Below are 23,952 nucleotides of genomic sequence, written 5' to 3'. Positions count from 1 at the left end.
ACAAGGGAGTCTTCGTGTCCGCGTTCTCCAACGGCGACATCTTCGTCGGCGAAACACTCGGCACCGCCGCACTGGTACTGCTCGGCGGCGGCGTCTGCGCCGCCGTCACCCTCAAGAAGTCCAAGGCGCTGAACGCCGGTTGGCTGGCGATCACCTTCGGCTGGGGCTTCGCGGTGCTCATCGGCGCCTACATGTCGGCGCCGAAGTCCGGGGCCCACCTCAACCCCGCGGTCACCCTGGCCATCGCCGTGGACAGCGGCGAGTGGGGCAAGGTCCCGCTCTACCTCGCCTCCCAGCTGCTCGGCGCGATCATCGGCGCGGTCCTGGTGTGGCTCACCTACCTCGGCCAGTTCCAGGCCAACGAGGAACCGACCCTCGGCATCTTCTCCACCGGGCCGGAGATCCGGAACCCGCTGCAGAACCTGCTCACCGAGATCATCGGCACCACGGTGCTCTGCCTCGGCATCCTCACCCAGGGCCTGACCAAGGGCCTCGGCCTGTCCGGCACGGGCATCCTCATCGTCGCCCTCACTGTGGTCGGCATCGGCCTCTCGCTCGGCGGCCCGACCGGCTACGCCATCAACCCCGTCCGCGACCTGGGCCCGCGCATCGTCCACTCCCTGCTGCCGATCCCGCACAAGGGCGGCTCCGACTGGTCGTACGCCTGGATCCCGGTGGCCGGCCCGGTCATCGGCGGCCTGCTGGCCGGCGGCCTCTACCACGTCGCGTTCTGACCCCGCGCCCCACCCCGCGCGCCCCCACCCGCATCCCTCACCCAGAGCCGAGGAACCCCGTATGACTGCCAATTACATTGCCGCGATCGATCAGGGCACCACGTCGAGCCGGTGCATCGTGTTCGGTGCGGACGGCCGGATCGTGTCCGTGGACCAGCAGGAGCACGCGCAGATCTTCCCGCAGCCGGGTTGGGTGGAGCACGATGCCGCCGAGATCTGGACCCGGGTGCGGTCGGTGGTGCGGGGTGCGTTGGAGAAGGCGGGGTTGTCCCGGGAGGACATCCGGGCCGTCGGGATCACCAATCAGCGTGAGACGACGGTGTTGTGGGACCGGCACACGGGTGTGCCGGTGCACAACGCGCTGGTGTGGCAGGACACCCGGACCGAGGGGCTGTGCCGGGAGTTGGGGCGCAATGTGGGCCAGGACCGGTTCCGGCGGGAGACGGGTCTGCCGTTGGCGTCGTACTTCGCGGGGCCGAAGATCCGCTGGCTGCTGGACAACGTCGAGGGGCTGCGTGAGCGGGCCGAGGCGGGGGACATCCTGTTCGGGACGATGGACACGTGGGTGATCTGGAACCTGACGGGGGGTGTGGAGGGCGGTCGGCATGTGACGGATGTGACGAACGCGTCGCGGACGATGCTGATGAACCTGCACACACTGCAGTGGGACGAGAAGATCGCGGAGTCGATGGGGGTGCCGTTGGCGGTGCTGCCGGAGATCCGGTCCTCGGCGGAGGTGTACGGCGAGGCGGTGGGTGATCTGGCGGGGGTGCCGGTGGCCTCGGCGCTGGGGGACCAGCAGGCGGCGCTGTTCGGGCAGACGTGCTTCGACGAGGGGGAGGCGAAGTCGACGTACGGGACGGGGACGTTCCTGCTGCTGAACACGGGCGAGAAGATCGTCAACTCGTACCACGGGCTGTTGACGACGGTCGGCTACCGGATCGGGGAGCGGAAGCCGGTCTACGCGCTGGAGGGTTCGATCGCGGTGACGGGTTCGCTGGTGCAGTGGCTGCGCGACCAGTTGGGCATCATCTCCACCGCGGCGGAGATCGAGACCCTGGCGGGCACCGTGGAGGACAACGGCGGGGCGTACTTCGTGCCGGCGTTCTCGGGCCTGTTCGCCCCGTACTGGCGTTCGGACGCCCGCGGTGTGATCGCGGGGCTGACCCGGTACGTGACCAAGGGGCACCTGGCGCGGGCGGTGCTGGAGGCCACCGCGTGGCAGACCCGCGAGGTGGTGGACGCGATGCAGAAGGACTCCGGGGTGACGTTGACCGCGCTGAAGGTGGACGGCGGCATGACGTCCAACAACCTGCTGATGCAGAACATCGCGGACGTCCTCGACGCCCCCGTGGAGCGCCCCTACGTCGCGGAGACCACCGCGCTGGGCGCCGCCTACGCGGCCGGTCTGGCCGTCGGGTTCTGGGACGACCTCGACACCCTGCGCGCCAACTGGCACCGCGCCGCCGAATGGACACCCAAGATGACCGCCGAGACCCGCGACGCCGAGTACAAGAAGTGGCTCAAGGCCGTGGAACGCACCATGGGCTGGGTCGAGGAGGACGAGGACAACAGCTGACGCACCACCACCAGCCGGCCGGGCGACGACAGCCCGGCCGGCCGGTCCCGTTCCGCCCCCGGGCCCGCCGCACCGGGCCCGCCCGGCCCTCCAGCAGGGGCCGCACCGCACACCGGAAGGAGACACGGCGCCACCGACCAGGGCGCCGTACACACACCATGGCAACCATCCCGACCCTCGGTGCCGAGCGCACCCCCGGACACACCGTCTCCCGCGCCGCCACCCGCGAACTGCTCGGCCGCGCCACCTACGACCTGCTGGTGATCGGCGGCGGCATCCTCGGCACCGCCACCGCGTGGACCGCCGCCCAGGCCGGACTGAAGGTCGCCATGGTCGACGCCGGGGACTTCGCCGGCGCCACCTCCTCCGCCTCCTCCAAGCTGGTCCACGGCGGCCTGCGCTACCTGCAGACCGGCGCCGTCAAGCTCGTCGCCGAGAACCACAAGGAGCGCCGGGCGCTGGCCACCGACGTGGCCCCGCACCTGGTCAACCCGCTGACCTTCTTCGTCCCCGTCTACAAGGGCGGCCCGCACTCCGCCCCCAAGCTCGGCGCGGGCGTCTTCCTCTACTCCGCGCTGTCCGCGTTCCGCGACGGCATGGGCCGGGTCTCCACCGCCGCGCACGCCGCCCAGCAGGTCCCGGCGCTGCGCACCGAGAACCTGCGCTCGGTGGCCGTCTACGGCGACCACCAGATGAACGACGCCCGGATGGCCGTCATGACGGTGCGCGCCGCCGTCGAGGCCGGCGCCGTGGTGCTCAACCACGCCGAGGTCACCGGCCTGCGCTTCACCCGCGGCCGGGTCACCGGCGCCGAGCTCAAGGACCGCCTGGACGGCGCCGAGTTCGGCGTGGACGCCCGGCTGGTGCTGAACGCCACCGGCCCGTGGGTCGACCACCTGCGCAAGCTGGAGGACGCCGGCTCCGCGCCGTCGATCCGGCTCTCCAAGGGCGCCCACGTGGTGGTCAAGCGCCGCAGCCCGTGGCGGGCCGCGCTGACCATCCCGATCGACAAGTACCGGGTCTCGTTCGCCATCCCGTGGGAGGACCACGTCCTGCTCGGCACCACCGACGAGGAGTACACCGGCGACCCGCTCGACGTCCGCGCCACCGAGGCCGACGTCGACCAGATCCTGTCCGAGGCCGGGCACGCCATCCGCGACGAGCACCTGCGGCGCGAGGACATCACCTACTCCTTCGCCGGCCTGCGGGTGCTGCCCGGCGGCCCCGGCGACACCGCCGCCGCCAAGCGCGAGACCGTCGTCACCGAGGGCCGCGGCGGCATGCTGTCGGTGGCGGGCGGCAAGTGGACGACCTACCGGCACATCGGCCGGGTCGTGCTGGAGAAGCTCAAGCACGCCCCGGGCGTCGGCCTCGCCGAGGACGTCTCGCCGATCCCGCCGACCGTCCCGCTCCCCGGCATCGGCGCCCCCAACGCCGTCGCGCACCGCCTGCTGATCGACCGCGAGCCCGGCTCCCGGATGGACCCGCTGATCGCCCGCCACCTGGCCTCGCACTACGGCACGCTCTCCTTCGACCTGGCCCGCCTGATCGCCGAGGACCCCGCGCTGGGCGAGCCGGTGCACCCCGACGGCCCGGACGTGTGGGCGCAGGTCGCCTACGCCGCCGACAGCGAGTGGGCGTACACGGTGGACGACGTGCTGCGGCGCCGCACCACCATGACGGTGCGCGGCCTGGACACCCCGGAGGTGCGCGAGCGGGTGGCGGCCTTCCTGGCCGGACGCGGCAAGGCGTAGCGGCCCGGGCCGGCGGCCCTCCCGGGGAGCGGCGGGGACTCCCCGGGCGGGCCGCCAGGGCCTCACGGCCGGTGGCGGGAAGGCGGGGCAGGGGAAGACGGGGCAGGGGGAAGCAGGGCAGGGAGAGGGCGGGGCAGGGGAGGCTGAGGGCGGCGGCGGGAATGCGGAGAAGCTTAGGTTTGCTAATGGTGAGCAAGGCTCGCTAAGATCGGGCCCGCCAGCTCCGCCGACCCCGAGGAGGCCCCCGTGCGACCGGACCGGATCGACTGGACTCCGCCCAAGGGCGAGGCCAACCAGCCCGCCCAGGTACGGCGGATCCTCCGCCTGTTCCGGCCCTACGCCGGCCGGCTCGGCGTGGTCGGGCTGCTGGTCGCGGCCTCCGCCGTGGTGTCGGTGGTGACGCCGTTCCTGCTGCGCGCCGTCCTGGACACCGCGATACCGCAGGGGCGCACCGGGCTGCTCAGCCTGCTCGCGCTCGGCATGATCGCCGCCGCCGTGGTCACCAGCGTGCTGAACGTGCTGCAGACGCTGATCTCCACCACCGTCGGCCAGCGCGTCATGCACGACCTGCGCACCGCCGTCTACCGGCACCTGCAGCGGATGTCGCTGGCGTTCTTCACCCGCACCCGCACCGGCGAGGTGCAGTCCCGGATCGCCAACGACATCGGCGGCATGCAGGCCACCGTCACCGGCACCGCCACCTCGCTGGTGTCCAACCTGACCGCGGTGGTCGCCAGCGTGGCCGCGATGGTCGCGCTCGACTGGCGGCTGACCGTCGTCTCGCTGCTGCTGCTCCCGGTGTTCGTCTGGATCAGCCGCCGGGTCGGCCGCGAACGCAAGAAGATCACCGGCGAACGGCAGCGGCAGCTCGCCGAACTCTCCTCCGCCGTCCAGGAGTCGCTGTCGGTCAGCGGCATCCTGCTCGGCCGCACCATGGGCCGCTCCGACTCGCTGACCCGCGAGTTCGCCGACCGCTCGGACGGACTGGCCGACCTGGAAGTGCGCTCCAGCATGGCCGGGCGCTGGCGGATGTCCACCATCGGGATCGTGATGGCCGCGATGCCCGCGCTGATCTACTGGGCGGCCGGCCTGGCCTCCGCCGCCGGCGCGCCGATCGTCTCGCTCGGCACCCTGGTCGCCTTCGTCTCGCTCCAGCAGGGCCTGTTCCGGCCCGCCGTCAGCCTGCTGTCCACCGGCGTGGACGTGCAGACCTCGCTCGCCCTGTTCCAGCGGATCTTCGAGTACCTCGACCTGCCGGTGGAGATCGCCGAACCCGAGCACCCCGTCCACCTCGACGCGGTCCGCGGCGACGTGCGCTTCGAACACGTCGAGTTCCACTACCGCCCCGACCAGGACCGCCCCACCCTGACCGGCATCGACCTGACCGTCCCGGCCGGCGGCTCGCTCGCCGTGGTCGGCGAGACCGGCTCCGGCAAGTCCACCCTCTCCTACCTGGTGCCGCGGCTGTACGACACCACCGGCGGCCGGATCCTGATCGACGGCGTGGACGTGCGCGAACTGTCCTTCGAGACGCTGGCCCGCGCGGTCGGCATGGTCTCCCAGGAGACCTACCTGTTCCACGCCTCGGTCGCCGACAACCTGCGCTTCGCCAAGCCCGACGCCACCGACGCCGAACTCGTCGCCGCCGCCCGGGCCGCCCAGATCCACGACATGATCGCCGCCCTCCCCGACGGCTACGACACCATGGTCGGCGAACGCGGCTACCGCTTCTCCGGCGGGGAGAAGCAGCGCCTGGCGATCGCCCGCACCGTGCTGCGCAACCCGCCGATCCTGATCCTCGACGAGGCCACCAGCGCCCTCGACAACCAGACCGAGCACGCCGTCCAGCAGGCCCTGGACACCCTCGCCGCCGGCCGCACCACCCTCACCATCGCGCACCGGCTCTCCACCGTCCGCGACGCCGACCGGATCGCCGTGCTCGACCGCGGCGAGATCGCCGAACTCGGCACCCACGACGAACTGCTGGCCCGCGACGGCCGCTACGCCGCGCTGCTCCGCCGCGAGGCGCCCCCGGTGCCCGCCGCGGTGCCGGCCGCCGCGGCCTGAGCGGGGGGTCAGGCCCAGGGCCGCAGCTTCTCCGGGTTGCGCACCCCCCACACGTGGGTGATCCGGCCCCCCGCGGTGCGGAACGCGAACACCGCCACCACCGCCCCGTCCAACCGGGCCACCAGCCCGGCCTCCCCGTTCACCGCGCACTCCCGCAGCTCGATCCGCGGCTGCGCCCGGGCGAACGCCGCCACCGCCAGGGCGATCGACCCGCCGCCCGACAGCGGCTCCGGCCGGGCCTGCACCAGCCCGCCGCCGTCCGCCACCACGGTGGCGTCCGGGTCCAGCAGCCGCACCAGCGAACGGACGTCCTTCGCCTCCCAGGCCCGCTTGAACTCCCGCACCAGCAGCGCCCGCTCCCCGGCCGGCTCGACCGGCGGCCCGGCCGCCCGGACCCGGCGCCGCCCCGAGGCCGCCAACTGCCGGCAGGCCGCCGCCGACCGGCCGACCACCGCCGCCACCTCCGGGAACGGGTACCGGAACACGTCGTGCAGCACGAAGGCGACCCGCTCCGCCGGGGTCATCGACTCCAGCACCACCAGGAACGCCATCCGCACCGACTCGTCCAGCGTGACCAGCTCCGCCGGGTCCCCGGCCGCGCCGTCCCCCGGCAGCGGCTCCGGCAGCCACGCGCCCACGTACCGCTCCCGGCGCACCCGGGCCGAACCCAGCAGGTCCAGGCAGATCCGCCCCGCCACCGTGGTCAGCCACCCGCCGGGCGCCACCACCTCCGCCCGGCGCTGCGGCGGCAGCGCGTACCAGCGGGCGTACGCCTCCTGCACCACGTCCTCGGCGTCGGCCAGCGAGCCCAGCAGCCGGTACGCCAGGTCGGTCAGCCGCCGCCGCTCGGCCGCCACCGCGCGCAGCGCCCCGTCCCGCCGGTCCTCCACGGTGTCCTCCACGTCTCCGCTCCTCCTGCTCGGGCCGTCCCGCTCCGTCAGGAGGACCGGACAGCGCCCCGGAACGTGACATCCGGCCCGCACCTCACACTCCGGGCCGCCGTTTCGTCGTACCGGCAGAAGGAAACGGACGGACGGAGAGAGCGATGGACACCTTCCGGCAGATCGCGGACCGGGTCGAGATCCTGGCCCTGCAAGCCGAGTTCACCGACGCGGCGATGATGCGCGACCGGGCCCGGCTGGCCGCCCTGTTCACCCCCGACGGGGTGCTGCGGATGCCCGACGTCCCGGTCGAGCTGACCGGGCCCGAGCAGATCCGCACCGGCGGCGAGAAACTCCAGGAGCAGTGGGAGTTCTTCGTGCAGAACACCCACCCCGGCGCGGTCCGGATCGACGGCGACACCGCCACCGGCCGGGCCCACATGCACGAGGTGGTCCGGCTGCGCGACGGCCTGCAGGGCCTCAACTACGCCATCTACCACGACCGCTACCGGCGCACCGGCCAGGGCTGGCGGTTCACCGAACGGGTCTACGAGATCCGCTACCTCGACACCACCCCGCTGACCGGCGCCGCCCCCGGCGCCACCGCCCCCGGGCGGCACACCGCCCCCGCCGCCGAGGACCGGCTCCAGCGGGCCGCCGCCGCGCTGTCCGGGCACGGCTTCGCGGTCGAACTCCTGGACGGTGCCGCGGCCGCCCGCGAGCGGATCGGGGAACTCCTCCCGGCCGGCGCGAGCGTGCTCACCACCGCCAGCGAGACGCTCCGGCGCTCCGGCATCGAGGAGGACGTCAACGCCCGCCCCGGCGCGCTCAAGCCCCGGCTGCTCGCCATGGACCGGGACCGGGAGGCCGACGAGCTGCGCCGCCTGCTCGCCACCCCCGACGTCGTGCTCGGCAGCGTCGCCGCCGTGGTCGAGACCGGCGCCCTGGTGCTCGCCTCCGGCTCCGGCAGCCAACTGCCCGCCAACGGCGGCGGCGCGGCCCACGCGATCTGGGTGGTCGGCGCCCAGAAGCTCGTCCCCGACCTGCCCGCCGCGCTGCGCCGGATCGAGCAGCACGCCCTCCCGCTGGAGAGCGCCCGCACCGAGGCCGCGTACGGGCAGCCCAGCGCCGTCAACCAGCTGCTGGTGCTGAACGCCCCGCCGCGGCCGACCCGCGGCACCGTCCTGCTGCTGCGCGAGGCGGTCGGCTACTGAGCGGCGGCCGCCGGCCCGGGCGCCCCGGGCCGGCGGCCGGTGATCGGGCCGGTGGTCGGGCCGGTGGTCAGCCGCGGAAGTTCGCCGGGCGCTCCGGGGAGGCGGCGGCGAGCGCCCCGGTGACGCCCTCGACGCCGGCCCGCAGGCCGTAGACCGGGGTCTCGGGCTGCTGGCGCCAGGAGTCGTCGATGCCGCCGGAGTCGACGGTGTCGAAGCCGAGGGCGTCGATCAGCTCGCGCACCAGCTGCTTGGCGGCCGGGTCGTCGCCCGCCACCGGGAGGGCGATCCGCTCGGGGTCGCCGGCCGGGCGGGGCGCGTCCAGGATGTCCTGGGCGTAGGTGCCGTTGAACGCCTTGACCACGGGGTGGCCGAGCTGCTGCTCGACCCAGCGGCTCTCGGTCAGCCCGCCGTCCTCGATGGCGTCGATCCGGCCGTCCCGCTCGCGCGGGTAGTAGTTGTTGGTGTCGAGCAGGACGAAGCCCTCGGCCGCGTCCGCGAGCAGGTCCTTCGGGAGGGCGGGGACGTTCTTCAGCGGGATGGTCACCACGACCAGCTCCGCGCCCGCGGCGGCCTCGCCGACCGGGACGGGCGTCGCGCCGGTCTCGGCGGCCAGGTCGGCCAGCGTCTCGGGGCCGCGCGAGTTGGCCACCGCGACCTGGTGGCCGAGGGAGGTGAGGCGCCGGGCCAGGTTGCCGCCGATGTTGCCCGCGCCGATGATGCCGATCTTCATGGGATGCGCTCCGTGCCTGTCGGGTCCGTGTCGCGGGCGCCGGGAGGGACGCCCACGAGGAAGCCGAACCGGCGCGGCCGCGCCGTTGTTCCCGGCGCGGGCGAACATCCCTGACGGGACGTCAGGCGGCCTTGGGGGACTCGTTGTACTGCTCGGCCGGTTCCTGGCCGGAGAGCGCCTGGATGGCGGCCATCACCTCGTCGGTGACCTGGCGGCGGGCCTTGGCCGAGCGGGCCTGGCCGTGCAGCTCGTCGAAGTGCAGCGGCTCGCCGAACTTCACGGTGATCTTCCGTAGCCGGGGGATCCGCTTGCCGACCGGCAGGATGTGCTGCGGGCCCTCCAGCGCCACCGGCACCACCGGGACGCCGGCGGTCAGCGCCAGCCAGGCCACGCCGGTCTTGCCGCGGTACAGCCGGCCGTCCAGCGAGCGGGTGCCCTCCGGGTAGATGCCGAACGCCCGGCCGGAGTTGAGGATCTCCAGGCCCTCGTCCAGCGAGGCGGTGGCGGCCCGGACGCTGCCGCGCTCCACCGGGACGGCGTTGATCACGTGGGTGAAGAAGAACCGGGAGACCGCGCCCTTGACGCCGGTGCCGGTGAAGTACTCGGCCTTGGCGAGGAAGAACACCTGGCGCGGCGCGGCCAGCGGGATCACCACGCTGTCCACGAACGACAGGTGGTTGCTGGCCAGGACCACCCCGCCCTTGCGCGGCACGTTCTCCAGGCCCTCGATCGTCGGCCGGTACAGGGCCTTGGCGAGCGGCTTGAGCACGAGCTTGGTGACGAGGTCGATCACGGTGTGGCCCTCCCTGGCCGGACAAACGGAGCAGGCCGGGGGACGCCCCCGGCCGGGGTCTCGCCGCGGGGCGAGGCACGCGGCTCGGACGAGAACCAAACCACTGGGTAACGGACCGCAGACTACGACATGCACCCCGCGGTCCGTCCACACCGGCGACCGCCGCGGCGCTGCGATCCTTGTCACGCCCGGCCCGTGGACGCCCGCCGTCCCAAGGAGTGGGACGGGGGGTCGGTCTCAGGCCCGGACCGGGAAGATCCGGCTGACCACCCGCTCGGCGGCCCGGCCGTCGTCCCACGGGCAGAACCGCTCGCGGAAGCGCCGCCGGGCCTCCGGCTCCGGGTCGCCGGCCAGCAGCGCCTCGGTGAGCGCGTCCTGCTCGGTGGTGACCGCGCCGGGCGGCTCCTCCATCAGGTCGAAGTACACGCCGCGGACCTCCTGGTACTCCTCCCAGTCGGGGGCGTACACGGCGATCGGGCGGTCCAGCACCGCGTAGTCGAACATCATCGAGGAGTAGTCGGTGACCAGGACGTCCGCGGCCAGGTAGAGGTCCTCGACGACGGGGTGGTCGGAGACGTCCAGCAGGGTCGCCGAGCCGGGAGCGGCGGTCAGGTCGCCCGCGCCGCCCTCGTGGAAGTAGTGGGTGCGCACCAGTACCGTCCAGCCGGGGCCGAGCCGTTCGGCCAGCGCGGGCAGGTCGAGCAGCGGCAGGTAGCCGCCGCGGGACTCGCGGTGGGTCGGCGCGTACAGCACGGTGCGCTGCCCGTCGGCGACGCCCACCGCGCGGCGGGCGTCGACGCACTGCTCGGGGGTGGCCAGCGCCAGCCGGTCGTTGCGCGGGTAGCCGGTGTCGAGGATCTGGTAGGTGCCGGGGAAGGCCCGGGCGAAGTGCTTGCTGGTGTGCGGGTTCGGCGAGACCAGGTAGTCCCAGCGCCCGACCACCTCGCGCAGCCGCTCGAAGTCCATCCCGTCCGCGGCCAGCGGCCGGTCCACCAGGTCCATGCCCATCGCCTTCAGCGGGGTGCCGTGCTGGGTCTGCACGTGCACGGTGCCGGTCCGCTTGGTCATGGTGTGCGGGAAGTTGACGTTGTTGACGAAGTACTTGGCGGTGGCCATCGCCTTCAGGTACGCGGGCGTGTTGACGATCACGTACGGCACCCCGGCGGGCAGCGTGGCGGCCCGCTCGGCGTTCTCCACCACCCACACGCCGTGCACCTGCGGGGCCAGCTCCCGGGCCTTGGCGTAGATCGCCGCCGGGTTGCAGGCGTACCCGCGGTGCCAGTACGCCGCGTACACGGCCAGGTTCTCGTCGACCGGCAGCCGCTTGAAGGCGTTGTACGCGGTGAACCGGGCGCCGCTGCGGACCACCTTCTTCACCCCGGGCGCCACCGCCCTCGTCCCGCGCTTGACCGCGCCCGGCAGCCGGCCGCCGCGGCGCAGCTCGGCGTAGGCCCGCCGGGAGCCGCGGGCGGCCAGCCGGTACTGGACGCCGCGCACGCCGGGCGGGTAGCGGTAGCCGGCCGGGCGGTGCTTGGCGAAGTGGCCGGTGATCCGGGCGAAGAACTCCGGGCGCAGCCCGGCCGGGACCAGGCCGGGGGTGTCGTAGACGGTCAGGGCCTGCTTGACGGTGCGGTCGAAGACCAGGGTGCGCAGGGCGTCGGCCCGGTCGTCGCGGTCCAGGAAGGCGAAGATCGCGTCGTACTGGGCGAAGGCGTCGGCGTGCTTGGCGGAGGAGGTGGCGGTGATCGCGCCGGGGCGCCCGCGCCGGTAGTTGTAGCAGGGGCGGTCGAGGTAGAGCAGCCGGTCGGCGGCGAGCAGCAGCGGGTAGGTGACCGAGATGTCCTCGTAGTAGCCGCGGCCGAACTCCACGTCCAGGCCGAGCAGGTACTGGCGGCGCATCACCTTGTTCCACACCGCGAGCACCGCGTTGAACAGCGCGGGGTGCTCGGCGGCGGTGCAGCCGGACACCAGCGGGGAGCCGGCCAGCACCCGGCGCCAGGGGTTCGGCTCCCGGCCGCCGTCGGGGTAGACGTGGGTGAAGTCGGTGAGCAGCACGTCGGCGGGCACCTCGCGGGCCGTCTCGGCGCGCAGTTCGCCGAGCACCGCGTCGATGCTGCCCTCGGGCAGCCAGTCGTCGCTGTCGACGAACCAGACGTAGGTGCCGGCGGCCTCGGCCAGCCCGGCCGCGCGGGCGCCGCCGAGGCCCCGGTTCTCGGCCAGGTGCAGCACCCGCATCCGCGGGTCGGCGGCGGCGTGCGCGTCCAGCAGGGCGCCGCAGTTGTCGGGGGAGCGGTCGTCCACCGCGATCAGTTCGACCTCGCCGGGGGCGGCGCCGTCGGCCCGGAGCGAGTCCAGGCACTGCGGCAGGAAGCGCTCCACGCCGTGAACGGGCAGGACGATGCTGAGCAGGGGTGGCACGTGCGTTCACTCCGCGAAGGATGGGGTGGCTGCCGGCTGGTCGCCCGGTACGGACACTCTACCGAGCGGGGCGGGGCACTCCCCGGGAGCGGTCGGGAACGCGGGAAGGCGCGGGGGAACGGGCGGAGGCGCGGGGAACGGCGGGGGAGCCGGGGAGGGGCCGGGCCGCGGCACCCCGGGCGCAGGTGGTCGGGGTGGACCGGGGTGTCGCGGGCGGCAGAAACGCGACCGCCGGTGCCGCGCCGTACCAGCGGCGGCACCGGCAGCCCGGTTGGCGGTCCGACCGACCCTCAACGATCGACCGCCGGTCCGTCCACCACGTCGGAGTCGGGCCGCCGCAGCGTCGAGACGGCCGGAAAGTGACTCACCGTGGTGTCGGAAGTGTAACGGGATGGTCGGGTGATTCGTTCATACTCGAAATCACCCGACCGGGGATGGGTGGGTGTTCCCCGCTATCCCGTGTCGGTACAGATATTGCTTGGAGGTTTCAGCCACGTCAATCCCTCGTCTGTGTTCAATTTCTGAACTCGGGATGTCCTGGCTGCGGGGGTGGCGTGTGCGGGGCATTGCCCGGCCCGCGAGCCGCTCCTATATTGACGCCACGTCTCACAAGTGGGGGTGGGTCGAGGATGGCCGCCACAGCGCCCGTACGCCCGGTCAGCCCGCTCCTGCGCGCCCTCCTGCTCGCCCCGCTCGCCCTCGCCGCCGGCTGGGCCTTCCTGGTCCTGTGGCCCGCCGCCGGCGCCACCGACGAACTGTTCGCCTGGGCGATGTCCCCCGTCACCGCCGCCCTGCTCGGCTCCGGCTACGGCGGCGCCGCCGCCATGCTGGCCCTCGCCGCCCGCGCCCGCGGCTGGGCCGAGGTCCGGGTGACCACCGCCGCCACCTGCCTGCTGGTGCCGCTGATGCTCGCCACCACCCTGGCCGGCCGCCGCGACCTGCACCTCGACGGCGGCCCGCTGCTCGGCTTCCTCGCCGCCTGGGGCTGGCTCGCCGCCCACCTCGCCGCCCCGCCGATCGGCCTGGCCGCCCTCGCCGCCCAGCTCCGCACCCGCGGCCCCGCCCCCGCCCGCACCCCCCGGCTGCCCTGGTGGGTCGCCGCCCCGATGGCCTGCGGCGGCACCCTGCTCGCCCTGCTCGGCCTCGCCCTCGCCGTCCGCCCCGGCCCGTTCGCCGCGCACTGGCCCTGGACCGCCCGCCCGCTCGACGTCCGCGCCCTCGGCGCCTGGACCCTCACCTTCGGGGCCGCCCTGCTGCCGGCCGCCCGCGAGTCCGAACTGCGCCGGGTCCGCGGCGGGATGGCCGCCATGGTGCTCACCGGACTGCTCGGCCTGACCGGCCTGGTCCGCTACGGCGCACTGGTCGCCTGGCACCGGCCCGGCGCCTGGCTCACCGTCCTGGTGCTCACCGCCCTGCTCGGCCTCGGCCTGTGCGGCTTCGGCCTCTCCGCGCTGCTCGACCCGCCGCCCGGCGCCGCGCCCCGGCGGGCGGCCGGCCAGGTCGAGGGGGTCGAGGAGGTCGAACTGCGCTGACCGCCCCGGGCGCCCGGACCGCGGTCGAAACGGTCGAAACGGTCGAACTGGTGCGGGCCCGGCGGCCGTTCGCGCGCCCGGCGCACCCGCGGGCGCCGGCACGCCCCGGCAACGCCCCGGACCGCCGCAGCGCCTGACGCCCCTTCAGCGCTTGGATGGTGCACCATCAACCGATGCTCAGTCGTGACCGAGACCACCGGGCCCTGGTGAAGCGTCAGTTGCGTTCGCACGATACGGTGGCAGAACACCAGGACGGTTGTGTGAAGGCCGTCATAGCCGGATAGTCTTCGCCTCACGGCCCTGGCGCCTCGTAGGGGTGGGAAACAGATGGAACAGATGCAAGTGCGGCCGCGGCCCCGGGTGCCCGCGATCCAGTGCGGCGTCGGCACGACCGGCCGCCGGATCGACCGGCACCTGGCCGTCCTCGGCGCGCCCGCGCTCTCCGCGGTGGACACCGCGGAGGCGCTCGGCCTGATAAGGGAACTGACCCCGCGCGGGCCCAGCGCCCCCGCCGCGGCCGCCTCGCCGCGCCGCAGCGCCCGGGTCTCCCTGATGGCCCCGCTGCGCCGCCTCAAGCGGAGCCTGTTCGGCAACCGCCGCTGACCCGGCGCCCACCGGGCGCGCGAGCGCCCGGGAGCGCCGGACCACCGACCGCTGCCACGACCCGACGGACCGGCAGTCCGTCGGGCCTTCGGCGTCCCCGGGGCCGGTCCGCGCTTCCCGGAGGCGGGCCGGCACGCTGTCCCGGAGGCAGGTCGGAACGCTCCCCGGGGCCGGGCTGGCGCGCCGTGGCGGTGTGCTGGCGCGCCCTGGCGAGCACCCTGGCGGTCGGGTGGCGATCGGCCGGTGCCCCTACGGGGCGCGCACCAAGATCGGCCAGGATGGCCCCATGTCCGACACCTTCCACACCCAGACCCTCGACATCGCCACCGGCCGGGACGAGGTCGCCCTCGACGTCACCGACCGGTGCCACACCTTCCTCAGAGAAGTCGCGGACGGCCGCGACGGACTGCTCAACGTCTTCGTCCCGCACGCCACCGCCGGCATCGCCGTCATCGAGACCGGCTCCGGCAGCGACGAGGACCTGCTCGCCACCCTGCGCGCCCTGCTGCCCCCCGACGACCGCTGGCACCACCGGCACGGCAGCCGCGGCCACGGCCGCGACCACGTCCTGCCGGGCCTGGTCGCCCCGCACGCCACCCTGCCCGTGATCAACGGCCGGATCGCCCTCGGCACCTGGCAGTCCGTCGTCCTGATCGACACCAACGGCGACAACCCGCAGCGCAAGCTCCGCCTCTCCTTCCTCGGCTGACCCCCACCCGCACCCCGGACAGCCGGGCCCGCCGGGTGGGGCGGGGGCCCGGCCGGGCGGGGCCGTACCCTTGGGACCCATGGGAGAACCCGCAGCGGACCAGCAGCCCCCGTCCCCTTCCTCGCCCTCGTCCTCCTCCCCGGTGGACGTGCCGGTCTGCGAGGTGTCCGCCGATCCCGAACGGTCCCTGCGCGGACTGCGGCCCGGCGGCCCCGGGGAGCGCGCCGCGTGCGTCCTGTGCGGCGAACCCACCGAGTACCCGGCCGACGCGCCCGGCAGCCCGCTCTGCCCCGTCTGCACCTGGCAGCAGGCCCAGCGCGCCGCCTGCTCCGGCTGAACCGTGACCTCCGCCCTCCCGCCCGCCGAACGGGCCGCCGCCGCAGGGACGTTGGAGCGGCCGCACGCCACCCTCGCGTACTCCGTCACCGGCCACCACGGCGCCCCGCTCGCCGTGCACGCCCACGGCGCACTGTCCAGCCGGGCCCACGAGCGGCGGGCCGGACTGTTCGACTGGGCCGCCGTCGGCGCGACGCACCGGATGGCCCGCTACGACGCGCGCGGCCACGGGGAGTCGACCGGACGGGCCGTGCCCGCCGACTACCGCTACGCCTCGCTCGCGGACGACCTGCTCGCCCTCTGCGACCACCTCTCGCCGGACGCACCCGTCACCGCCTTCGGCGCGTCGATGGGCACCGCCACCGTGCTGTGGGCCGCCCTCGCCCGCCCCGAACGCTTCGACCGCCTCGTCCTCGCCATCCCCGCCGTCGCCTGGACCGCCCGGGAACCCCGCCGCAACGGGCTGCGGGCCGCCGCGACCCTGGTCGAACGGCGCGGGCGGGGCGCGCTGGACGCCGCCGCCAGGATCTCCGGCCCGCCCGCCGTCCTCGCCGAAGTCCCGCAGTACACCACCGAGTTCGACCTCGCGGACCCGCTCCTGCCGGCCGCCCTCCGGGCCGCCGCCGAATCCGACCTCCCCGCCCCCGAAACCCTCCGCCACCTCCCCCACCCCACCCTCCTCCTGGCCTGGGACACCGACCCCCTCCACCCCCTCCCCACCGCCCACACCCTCGCCACCCACCTCCCCGACGCCCACCTGCACATCTCCCGCACCCTCGCCGATGTCCGCACCTGGGACCGCCTGGCGGCGGACTTCCTGGCGTAGGGGGAGTAGCGCGATGGGAACGATCGAAGTGCCGGGCCCCGAGCCGGAGTGGGCGGATGCGGCGGTCCCCCTGCTCCGGGGTCCCCACAGCAACCCGGCCTTCCAGGAGAGCCTGCTGGCCCACGCGTTGGGCACCTGCCGGGTGATCGGCGGTCTGCGGACACCGCTCGCACCGCTGGCTGCCCGGCTGCGCCTGACCGTGGAGCGGGGCTGGGGCGGCCTGGGGCAGGTCAGCGCTGCGATGTTCCGCATCGAGCGCACCACCTTCGGCCTGAGCCAGGACGACGGCTGCGACCACACCTCCGTCCACGTCGACCGCGCCGTCACCGACCACGACGCGGCCCTCGCCGTCCTGCTCGCCGCGCTCGGCCTCGGCTCCGGGGCACTCGCCTTCCGCGGCACCGTGGAGACCGGCTTCGAGCCCTGCAACGGCTGGACCGCCTGAACCCGCGAGCCGGTCAGGTGTCTTCGCGGGTGGTGTGGTGGGTGGTGGAGCCGGTGCGGTGTTTGCGGACCAGGAGTTGGGCGGGGATGCGGGTGCGGAGGTCGGGGACGTGGCTGACGATGCCGACGGCGCGGTCGCGTTCGCGGAGGGAGTCGAGGACGTCCATGACCTCTTCGAGGGCGTTCTCGTCGAGGGTGCCGAAGCCCTCGTCGATGAAGAGGGTGTCCAGGGGCATGCCGCCGGCCTCGTCGGTGACGACGTCGGCGAGGCCGAGGGCGAGGGCGAGGGAGGCGAAGAAGGACTCGCCGCCGGAGAGGGTGGCGGTGTCGCGTTCGCGGCCGGTCCAGGCGTCGACGACGTGGAGGGAGAGGCCGGAGCGGCGGTTGCCGGAGACCAGGCCGTCGCTGTGGACCAGGGTGTAGCGGCCGCCGGACATCTTGAGCAGGCGGCGGCTGGCGGCGGCGGCGACCTGTTCGAGGCGGGCGGCCAGCACGTAGGACTCCAGGCGCATCCGCAGGGCGTTCTCGGCGGGGGCGCCGGCGAGCAGGGCGGAGAGGCGGCTGATCCGGGCGTGGGCGTCCAGGACTGGGGCGAGTTCGGTGGCCAGGGCGGTCAGGGCGGTGCCGATCCGGGCCAGGTCGGCGACCCGGTGGCGGGCCTGGTCGTGGGCGGAGCGGGCGCGGGCGAGGTGTTCGTCGGCGCGGGCGGCGGCCGTGCGGGCGGATTCGGCGGCGGCGGGCGGGAGTTCGGCGGCGGCCCGCAGGGCGGGGTCGGCGAGTTGGGCGGCGGCGAGTTCGAGGTCGGCGTCGAGCTGCTTGAACTGTCGTTTCAGGGCGTCGAGTTCGTGGGGGGGCAGGACGGCCGCGTCGAGTTCGGGCAGGCCGGCGAAGCCGGCGGCGAGGGCGGCGCGGCGCAGTGCGTCGGCGGTCTCGGTGCGGCGGTCGGCGGCGTGCGCGGTGGCCCGGGCGGCGTTCAGGGCGGCGGTGGCGGCGCCGGCCAGCGCGGTGACGGCGGCGGCGCGGGCGGCGACGCTGGGGGCGTCGCCGCGGGCGGCGGCGATCCGGCCCTCCAGGGTGGCGAGTTCGGTGGTCAGGGCGGTCAGTTGGCCGGTCAGCTGGGCGGTCAGCTCGCCGGCCTGGCGGCGCTGTTCGCGGCGGGTGGCGCCGTCGTGTTCGAGCTGGTCGAGCTGTTGGCCGAGGGGCAGCCAGCGTTCCGCGGTGTGCAGCACCGTGCGCCGCCGGTGGGCCAGTTCCTCGGCTTCGGCGGCGAGTTCGTCGGGGGTGCGGCCGTCGGCGGCGGCTTCGGCGGCGGCGGCCTGCGCGGCGAGGGCGCCCGCCCGTTCGGTGGCGGCGGCGAGTTCGGCCTCGGCGGTGTGCTGGGCGGCGCGGGCGCGGCGTTCGTCCTCGGCGGTGACCTGGTCGGCCGAGGGCTCGGCGGGGGCCGGGTGCTCGGGTGAGCCGCAGACCCGGCAGGGGGCGCCGGGGGCCAGGGCGGCGGCCAACTCGGCGGCCATGCCGGCGAGTCGGCGTTCCTGGAGGTCGAGGGCGCGCTGCCGGGCGTCCTGGGCGGCGCCGGTCAGGGTGCGGGCCAGGTCCTGGGCGGCGGTGTGCTCGCCGAGCAGCCGCAGGTGGCGGGCGGCGGCGTCCCGGCGGCGGGAGAGTTCGGCGTGCCGGGTGTCGATCCGGTCGAGTTCGGTGCGGGCCTCGCGGGCGGCGTCGCGTTCCTCCTGGAGCCGGGCGAGCCGGTCCTCGTAGGCGTCCAGCCAGCGCCGGGCCTCGTCGGCGAGGTCCTCCGCGTCGGCGCGGCGGCGCTCCAGCCGGGCCCGTTCGGCGAGCAGGGCGCCGTGCCGGGCCTCGTCGGCGCGGGCGGCCTCCAGCCGGGCGGCCTCGGCGCGGGCCGCGTCCTCGACGGCGAGCAGGTCGTCGGCGGTGTCGAGCGGGCCGGTCCAGCCGGCGGCGGCCGCGCGGGCGGCGAGGTCGGCTCGGCGGGCGCCCTCGGCGTCGGTGGCGGCGGCGTGCGCGGCCCGGGCCTGCTGGTGCGGGGCGCGCAGCAGGGCGGGGGCCTCGGCGGCGAGGGCGGAGGTCAGCCGGGCCCGGGCCGGGGCCGACCGGGCGGACCGGTCGGTGAGGCGCAGCAGTTCCTGCCGGGCCCGGTGGTAGCGGGACTGCCGTTCGGCCAGGGCGTGTTGGGCTTCGAGCCGGGTGCGGGCGGCGGTCCGGGCGGTCTCGGCGGCGGCCAGCCGCAGGGCGGCGGCCTCGGCGCGTTCGGCGGCGGTGCCCCGCAGCATCGCGGCCCAGGCGAGCACGTCGGCGACGGGGGTGTCCTCGCCGGGGCGGTGGTCGGCGGCGTCGGCGGCCGGCGGGCCGGCGGCCTCCTCGGCGCGGGCCGCCAGGGCGTGCATCCGCTGCCGGCCGCCGTGCACGTCGCGTTCGTGCCGGAGCCGCAACTCGGCGGTCCAGCGCTCCAGTTGTTCGAACCGGCCGGTGTCGAAGAGCCGGCCGAGCAGGTCGGCGCGCTGCTTGGAGTCGGACCGCAGGAAGCGGGCGAAGTCGCCCTGGGGGAGCAGCACGACCTGGCAGAACTGGTCCCGGCTCATGCCGAGCAGCCGGGTGAGCTCCTCGCTGGCCTCCTGGTGGGACTTGCTGACCGCGACCCAGCCGGGTTCGCCCTGCCCGGTGTCGGCGGCCCACTCGCGCAGCAGGGTCTGCGCCTTGTCGGCGGTCAGGCCGGTGCCGCGCTTCTTCGGCCGCCACTGCTCGGGGCTGCGGGTGACCTCGAGCCGCCGCCCGCCGAGGGTGGCCTCCAGGACCACCTCGGTGCGCACGCCGGGCGCGGCGTGGTCGCTGCGCACCCCGTTGCTGCGGCGGGTGCCGGGGAGTTCGCCGTACAGCGCGTAGCAGACCGCGTCGAGCACGCTGCTCTTGCCCGCGCCGGTGGCCCCGCGCAGCAGGAACAGGCCGGCGGCGGAGAGCAGGTCGAAGTCGATCCGCTCGGTGCCCGCGAACGGGCCGAAGGCGGTGACGGTGAGCCGGTGCAGCCTCATCGGGTGCGCTCCCGGGTGGCGGGGTGAGGGGGTGTCATCGGGCGTTCTCCTCGGCCCGGCCGGCCGCGGCGCGGCGCACCGACTCCAGGCCCTCCAGCAGCCAGGACTGCTCGTCGCCGTCCAGTTCCCGGCCGGGGCGGACGTGGGCGACGAAGCCCTCCACCACCTCCTGGTCGGTGCGTCCGCGCACCCGCCGGGCGTAGGACGCCTCGGCGGCCCGCTCGCCGCCCTCCGGTTCGAACAGCAGGTTCAGGGTGTGCGGGAAGCGGGCCCGCAGCCGCTCCATCGCGTCGGCCGGGCGGACCGGGTCGGTCAGGGTGGCCTGCACCCAGCGGTCGACGGCGTACTCGTGCCGCTCGTCGGTCAGCAGGTCGTCCAGCCGCCCCTCCAGTCGGGCCAGCCGGCGCGGCACCGGGCAGAGGATCCGGCGGGCCTCGACGGCGCCCGCCGCGTCCAGGTCGACCAGCCACATCGACTTCTCGTGGTGGGCCTCGGAGAACGAGTACGCCAGCGGGGAGCCCGAGTAGCGCAGGTGCGGGGCCAGCGTCTGGCAGCCGTGCAGGTGGCCGAGGGCCGCGTAGTGCACGCCGTCGAACACCTCGGCGGGCACCGACTGCACGCCGCCGACCGCGATGTCCCGCTCGCTGTCGCTGGCCGCGCCGCCGGTGACGAAGGCGTGCGCGAGCACCACCGCGCGGGTGCCGGCGGGGCGGCCGGCCAGGTCGGCGCGGACGCGGTCCATCGCGGCGGCCAGCACCTGCTCGTGGCCGCCCCGCTCGACCCCGAGCCGTTCGCGCACCAGGGCCGGTTCCAGGTAGGGCAGCCCGTACACCGCGACCGGCCCGTGCGCGTCGGCGAGCAGGACCGGGTCGGCCAGCGCGTCCGGGTCGGTGCGCAGGTGGATGCCGGCCCGGTCGATCAGCCGGGAGGCCGTGCCGAGGCGGCGGGCCGAGTCGTGGTTGCCGGAGACGAAGACGGTGGGCACGCCCAGTTCGGCCAGCCGCCACAGCACCTCGTCGAACAGCGCGACCGCCTCCAGCCCGGGCAGCGCCCGGTCGTAGACGTCCCCCGCGACCAGCACCGCGTCCACCTGCTCGGCGGCCGCGGTGGCCACCAGGTGGTCGAGGAAGACCCGCTGCGCCGCGTGCAGGTTCTCCCGGTGGAAGGACCGCCCCAGGTGCCAGTCCGAGGTGTGCAACAGCCTCACGCCGACGCTCCCCGCAGCATGTCCCGCCACCCCTCGTCTCGCCGGTGCTCCGGTACGAGTATCACAGGTGGCGGACAGCGCTCCGGACGCGTGCGGCGGCGGGCGGTGACCCGGGTGGCGGTCGGGACTGTTCATCGGTCGGGTGTTCGGGGAAGATCATCGGATGGTGCCGCGGGCGGCCGGAGGAGGGTGTGGGATGGGCATCGAGTACAGCCCGGAGATCTCCGCACTGCTCGGGCGGGTGCGGCGGCGGCCGAACGCGGGGTGGCCGTGGCGGCCGGGGGAGGCGGTGCCGGCGGGGCTGCCGGTGAAGCAGTCCTGGGGGTGGCTGTTCGCGCCGGACGGGCGGGTGCTGACGCTGGTGAACCCGCGGGACGGGATCGTCAGCCTGCCGGGCGGCTCGCTGGAGCCGGAGGACGCGGGGGACCCGGGGCGGGCGCTGGCCCGGGAGGCGGCGGAGGAGGCGCAGGCGGTGATCGACGGGCCGGTCTACCTCGGGTACCTGTACGACCGGGTGGGGTCGGCCAACGGCGGGCACGAGTGCGCGCGGGTGCGGATGGCGGCGGCGCTGCGCGGGGTGGGGCCCTCGGCGCCGGACCCGGCCTCGGGGCGGCACTACCGGCGGCTGCTGGTGGCGCCGGGGCTGGCGGTGGAGCTGCTCGGCTGGGGGCTGCCCGGGCTGCGGCAGGCGCGGGCGGCGGTGGCGGCGGCGGCCGCGTGGTGGGGGGCGCCGGTGCGGGCGGACGAGACGATCGAGGAACTGCCGTCCGCGGGCTGCCGGTTGCGCTGACGGCGGCGGAGGGCGCGCGGGGCGGCGACGGGCTCGCGTCGGGCCGGGGCGGGCTCGCGGCGGGCGCGGACCGGTTCCGGTGACCGGACAGATCGTCCGGGTTATTTCTGCAGCCCAGGTCAGGGATGGGTCTGCGCGCGTAGCACCCGTTCGGGAGCTGTTCGATGAGTGTTCGTCAATTTCTTTGGCATGACCGCTTCCCCCCGAGGCTACTGGCTGGTATCCAATGTGTGGCCTGCGTCACTCATGGAGGATCAGATGTCTCGCGTCCGTGTCGTATCCGTCGCCCTCACCGCGGCGGCCCTGTCCATCACCACCCTCGCCGCCGCCACCCAGGCGAACGCCGCCGGGGTGCGCTACGCCGCACTCGGTGACTCCTACTCGGCCGGTGTCGGCTCCGGCAGCTACACCAGCGAGAGCGGCAGCTGCAGCCGCAGCACCAAGGCGTACCCGTACCTGTGGAACGCCGCGCACGCCCCCACCTCGTTCTCGTTCGTGGCCTGTTCCGGCGCGACCACGGGCGACGTGATCGCCAACCAGCTGGGCGTGCTGAACACCTCGACCACGCTGGTGTCGATCACCATCGGCGGCAACGACGCGGGCTTCGCCTCGACGATGCAGACCTGCGTGCTCAACAGCGAGAGCTCCTGCCTGAGCGCGGTGGACACCGCCAAGAGCTACGCCACCACCACCCTGCCGGGCAAGCTCTCCAACCTCTACGGGCAGATCAAGTCGAAGGCGCCGAACGCGAAGGTCGTGGTGCTGGGCTACCCGCACCTCTACCAGGTGCCCGGCAGCTGCATCTTCGGGATCTCGGACACCAAGCGGACCGCGATCAACAGCGCGGCGGACACCCTGGACACGGTCATCGCCAAGCAGGCGGCGAACGCCGGGTTCACCTTCAAGGACGTCCGGACGGTCTTCGCGGGCCACGAGATCTGCGGCTCCTCGACCCAGTGGCTGAACAGCACCACGCTGCCGATCAGCGACAGCTACCACCCGAACGCGAGCGGCCAGGCGAGCGGCTACCTGCCGTCGTTCAGCGCCGCGGCGTGACCTGCCGGGGGTAGCGCCCGCAAGACGTCCGTGGGGGACGAACGACCGGTGGCCGGGCTCGTGCGAGGAGCCCGGCCACCGGCGTCTGTGTCCCCCCGGGCTCAGCGCAGGTGGTCGGTGAGCGCCGCGGGCCGCAGGCCGGCCTGCTCGGCGGCGTCCAGCGCGCGCCGCAGGTCGTCGGCCAGGGTATCGGTGAAGTGCATGATGATCACATCGCCGGGCTGCAGCCCGCCGGGGTGGGCGATGGTCGAGGCGCCCGAGGTGAAGTCGGCGCTCGCGGTCAGCACGTGCGTCATGCCGCAGTTCGCGGCCGCCTGCAGGACGTCGGCGTCCACGGCGAAGTACGGCGGCCGGAAGACGGTCGGGACGGTGCCGTAGTGCGCGGTGACCGCGTCCCGGGCGTCGCAGATCTCGGCCTGCTGCTCGGCCGGCGACAGGGTGGTCAGGTCCCGGTGCGAGACGCTGTGGTCCTCGATCGCCGAGCCGGGGGCGGCGGTGACCCGGCTGAAGTAGTCCGGCTCGAAGCCCTCCGGCATCGGCAGCGGGAAGACCGTCACCGGCAGCTTCCGGTCGGCGATCAGCTGCGCCGCCTCCGGGGTGCGGAACCAGCCGTCGTCGACGGTCAGGAAGACCACCCTGTCGGTGGTCGGCACGTCGGCGGCGAACGCCGCGGGCGCCGGGCTGTCGCCGGTCACCGAGACGTCGTCCACCGCCACCGGCCCCTGCCCGTACCAGCCGTGCACGTACAGCTGCACCGAGGTGGTGGCCGCTCCGGTGGTGAACGAGGTGGACAGCTGCTGCCAGCCGTCGCCGGTGGACGCCGTCCAGGCGGGCGGCACGTCGTGGCCGGTGCCGCTCGCGCCCAGGAAGGCGTACGAGCCGTGCACCCAGGCGCGGTACGTGTAGGCGGTGTTCGGGCGCACCGCGAGGGTCTGGGTGCACCGGCCGGTGGAGTCGGCCGAGGCGGGGGTGATCGCCAGCGCGGCGCCGCCGGTGCGGGCGGCGGCGGTGACCGCGCCCTCGCCGGGCGCGCAGTGCCAGCCGGGGACCGAACCCCAGTCGGCCAGCGGCAGGGTGGGGATCTCGAAGCCGGGGTTGGTGGCCAGGTTCGGCGCGGGGGCCGGGGCGTCCGCGTGCGCGGCCGGCGCGGTGGCGAGGGAGGCCAGCGCGGCGGTGGCGGCGAGGGCCGCGAGACGGCGGCGGGCGGAACCGATCACGGGTCAACTCCAGTGTGG

General features: G+C 74.9%; 20 protein-coding genes. 13 read left to right on the top strand and 7 right to left on the bottom strand.

The genetic code is table 11. From position 1 onward, the window contains the following. The first annotated feature begins 14 nt into the window (after positions 1-14). The 4 genes from EDD39_RS28885 (at position 15) to EDD39_RS28870 (ending at position 6,134) form a co-directional block, all read left to right on the top strand. Entirely contained in the window at positions 15-734 is a 720-nt protein-coding gene (locus tag EDD39_RS28885; protein ID WP_244257339.1) for an MIP/aquaporin family protein, read from the top strand. 61 nt (positions 735-795) lie between these two features. Beyond that, positions 796-2,313, top strand: a complete 1,518-nt coding sequence (glpK, locus tag EDD39_RS28880) for a glycerol kinase GlpK (protein WP_123561696.1) — start codon at positions 796-798, stop codon at positions 2,311-2,313. Positions 2,314-2,471: 158 nt separating this feature from the next. Beyond that, positions 2,472-4,067, top strand: coding sequence for a glycerol-3-phosphate dehydrogenase/oxidase (locus EDD39_RS28875; RefSeq protein WP_123561694.1), 1,596 nt, complete (start codon positions 2,472-2,474; stop codon positions 4,065-4,067). A 246-nt stretch (positions 4,068-4,313) separates the two neighbouring features. Beyond that, on the top strand, positions 4,314-6,134 hold the full coding sequence (locus EDD39_RS28870) for an ABC transporter ATP-binding protein (RefSeq protein WP_123561692.1): 1,821 nt from the start codon (positions 4,314-4,316) through the stop codon (positions 6,132-6,134). Positions 6,135-6,142: 8 nt separating this feature from the next. Here EDD39_RS28870 and sigJ read toward each other — a convergent pair whose 3' ends face one another. Next, positions 6,143-7,036, bottom strand: coding sequence for an RNA polymerase sigma factor SigJ (sigJ, locus tag EDD39_RS28865; RefSeq protein WP_244257338.1), 894 nt, complete (start codon positions 7,034-7,036; stop codon positions 6,143-6,145). Between the two features lie 143 nt (positions 7,037-7,179). Between sigJ and EDD39_RS28860 the strand changes: the two genes are divergently transcribed. Then, positions 7,180-8,229, top strand: a complete 1,050-nt coding sequence (locus EDD39_RS28860; protein ID WP_123561690.1) for a nuclear transport factor 2 family protein — start codon at positions 7,180-7,182, stop codon at positions 8,227-8,229. Positions 8,230-8,296: 67 nt separating this feature from the next. Here the strand turns inward: EDD39_RS28860 and EDD39_RS28855 are convergent, their stop codons facing one another. From EDD39_RS28855 to EDD39_RS28845, 3 genes are all read right to left on the bottom strand, one after another. Then, on the bottom strand, positions 8,297-8,959 hold the full coding sequence (locus tag EDD39_RS28855; protein ID WP_123561688.1) for an NADPH-dependent F420 reductase: 663 nt from the start codon (positions 8,957-8,959) through the stop codon (positions 8,297-8,299). Positions 8,960-9,080: 121 nt separating this feature from the next. Beyond that, on the bottom strand, positions 9,081-9,752 hold the full coding sequence (locus EDD39_RS28850; RefSeq protein ID WP_030462684.1) for a lysophospholipid acyltransferase family protein: 672 nt from the start codon (positions 9,750-9,752) through the stop codon (positions 9,081-9,083). A gap of 237 nt (positions 9,753-9,989) precedes the next feature. Continuing rightward, the gene (locus EDD39_RS28845) at positions 9,990-12,170 is read right to left on the bottom strand and encodes a bifunctional glycosyltransferase/CDP-glycerol:glycerophosphate glycerophosphotransferase (protein WP_208765678.1); all 2,181 of its coding nucleotides are present in this window, start codon (positions 12,168-12,170) and stop codon (positions 9,990-9,992) included. Between the two features lie 629 nt (positions 12,171-12,799). Between EDD39_RS28845 and EDD39_RS28840 the strand changes: the two genes are divergently transcribed. The 6 genes from EDD39_RS28840 to EDD39_RS28815 all read left to right on the top strand — a co-directional run bounded on the left by EDD39_RS28840 (position 12,800) and on the right by EDD39_RS28815 (position 16,621). Then, positions 12,800-13,702, top strand: coding sequence for a hypothetical protein (locus EDD39_RS28840; RefSeq protein WP_123561686.1), 903 nt, complete (start codon positions 12,800-12,802; stop codon positions 13,700-13,702). A 327-nt stretch (positions 13,703-14,029) separates the two neighbouring features. After that, positions 14,030-14,305, top strand: a complete 276-nt coding sequence (locus EDD39_RS28835) for a hypothetical protein (RefSeq protein ID WP_030462681.1) — start codon at positions 14,030-14,032, stop codon at positions 14,303-14,305. A 286-nt stretch (positions 14,306-14,591) separates the two neighbouring features. Beyond that, positions 14,592-15,014, top strand: coding sequence for a secondary thiamine-phosphate synthase enzyme YjbQ (locus EDD39_RS28830; RefSeq protein ID WP_030462680.1), 423 nt, complete (start codon positions 14,592-14,594; stop codon positions 15,012-15,014). A gap of 79 nt (positions 15,015-15,093) precedes the next feature. Next, positions 15,094-15,351, top strand: coding sequence for a hypothetical protein (locus EDD39_RS28825; protein WP_148089552.1), 258 nt, complete (start codon positions 15,094-15,096; stop codon positions 15,349-15,351). Positions 15,352-15,354: 3 nt separating this feature from the next. After that, positions 15,355-16,176 carry an alpha/beta fold hydrolase gene (locus tag EDD39_RS28820; protein WP_123561682.1) on the top strand — a complete coding sequence of 274 codons (822 nt, stop codon included), beginning with the start codon at positions 15,355-15,357 and terminating at the stop codon, positions 16,174-16,176. Between the two features lie 13 nt (positions 16,177-16,189). After that, the gene (locus tag EDD39_RS28815; protein WP_123561680.1) at positions 16,190-16,621 is read left to right on the top strand and encodes a hypothetical protein; all 432 of its coding nucleotides are present in this window, start codon (positions 16,190-16,192) and stop codon (positions 16,619-16,621) included. Between the two features lie 13 nt (positions 16,622-16,634). Here the strand turns inward: EDD39_RS28815 and EDD39_RS28810 are convergent, their stop codons facing one another. Together EDD39_RS28810 and EDD39_RS28805 are read right to left on the bottom strand one after the other, a co-directional pair. After that, positions 16,635-19,664: an AAA family ATPase gene (locus EDD39_RS28810; protein ID WP_123561678.1), complete on the bottom strand. Its 3,030-nt coding sequence runs from the start codon at positions 19,662-19,664 to the stop codon at positions 16,635-16,637. 34 nt (positions 19,665-19,698) lie between these two features. After that, complete coding sequence (locus EDD39_RS28805) at positions 19,699-20,871, bottom strand: exonuclease SbcCD subunit D (protein ID WP_123561677.1); 1,173 nt, start codon at positions 20,869-20,871, stop codon at positions 19,699-19,701. Positions 20,872-21,067: 196 nt separating this feature from the next. On the opposite strand from EDD39_RS28805, the gene EDD39_RS28800 reads away from it, so the two are divergent. Together EDD39_RS28800 and EDD39_RS28795 are read left to right on the top strand one after the other, a co-directional pair. Then, positions 21,068-21,661, top strand: a complete 594-nt coding sequence (locus EDD39_RS28800) for a hypothetical protein (RefSeq protein WP_198545062.1) — start codon at positions 21,068-21,070, stop codon at positions 21,659-21,661. Between the two features lie 258 nt (positions 21,662-21,919). Further along, the gene (locus EDD39_RS28795; protein WP_030462675.1) at positions 21,920-22,717 is read left to right on the top strand and encodes an SGNH/GDSL hydrolase family protein; all 798 of its coding nucleotides are present in this window, start codon (positions 21,920-21,922) and stop codon (positions 22,715-22,717) included. A gap of 101 nt (positions 22,718-22,818) precedes the next feature. Here EDD39_RS28795 and EDD39_RS28790 read toward each other — a convergent pair whose 3' ends face one another. After that, entirely contained in the window at positions 22,819-23,934 is a 1,116-nt protein-coding gene (locus EDD39_RS28790; protein ID WP_123561674.1) for a polysaccharide deacetylase family protein, read from the bottom strand. Between the last annotated feature and the right edge of the window lie 18 nt (positions 23,935-23,952).

It is taken from the genome of Kitasatospora cineracea (genome assembly GCF_003751605.1).
Classification (GTDB): domain Bacteria; phylum Actinomycetota; class Actinomycetes; order Streptomycetales; family Streptomycetaceae; genus Kitasatospora; species Kitasatospora cineracea.
The sequence above is the reverse complement of the archived record's forward strand: the minus strand, read 5'-3'. Positions and strand labels throughout refer to the sequence as shown.

What these genes read in the sequence shown, in the direction of transcription:
- EDD39_RS28830 (WP_030462680.1), top strand. Translation starts at nt 14,592, where the DNA reads ATGTCCGACACCTTCCACACCCAGACCCTCGACATCGCCACCGGCCGG.
- EDD39_RS28860 (WP_123561690.1), top strand. Translation starts at nt 7,180, where the DNA reads ATGGACACCTTCCGGCAGATCGCGGACCGGGTCGAGATCCTGGCCCTG.
- EDD39_RS28795 (WP_030462675.1), top strand. Translation starts at nt 21,920, where the DNA reads ATGTCTCGCGTCCGTGTCGTATCCGTCGCCCTCACCGCGGCGGCCCTG.
- glpK (WP_123561696.1), top strand. Translation starts at nt 796, where the DNA reads ATGACTGCCAATTACATTGCCGCGATCGATCAGGGCACCACGTCGAGC.
- EDD39_RS28800 (WP_198545062.1), top strand. Translation starts at nt 21,068, where the DNA reads ATGGGCATCGAGTACAGCCCGGAGATCTCCGCACTGCTCGGGCGGGTG.
- EDD39_RS28815 (WP_123561680.1), top strand. Translation starts at nt 16,190, where the DNA reads ATGGGAACGATCGAAGTGCCGGGCCCCGAGCCGGAGTGGGCGGATGCG.
- EDD39_RS28835 (WP_030462681.1), top strand. Translation starts at nt 14,030, where the DNA reads ATGGAACAGATGCAAGTGCGGCCGCGGCCCCGGGTGCCCGCGATCCAG.
- EDD39_RS28825 (WP_148089552.1), top strand. Translation starts at nt 15,094, where the DNA reads ATGGGAGAACCCGCAGCGGACCAGCAGCCCCCGTCCCCTTCCTCGCCC.
- EDD39_RS28875 (WP_123561694.1), top strand. Translation starts at nt 2,472, where the DNA reads ATGGCAACCATCCCGACCCTCGGTGCCGAGCGCACCCCCGGACACACC.
- EDD39_RS28810 (WP_123561678.1), bottom strand. Translation starts at nt 19,664, where the DNA reads ATGAGGCTGCACCGGCTCACCGTCACCGCCTTCGGCCCGTTCGCGGGC.
- EDD39_RS28840 (WP_123561686.1), top strand. Translation starts at nt 12,800, where the DNA reads ATGGCCGCCACAGCGCCCGTACGCCCGGTCAGCCCGCTCCTGCGCGCC.
- EDD39_RS28855 (WP_123561688.1), bottom strand. Translation starts at nt 8,959, where the DNA reads ATGAAGATCGGCATCATCGGCGCGGGCAACATCGGCGGCAACCTGGCC.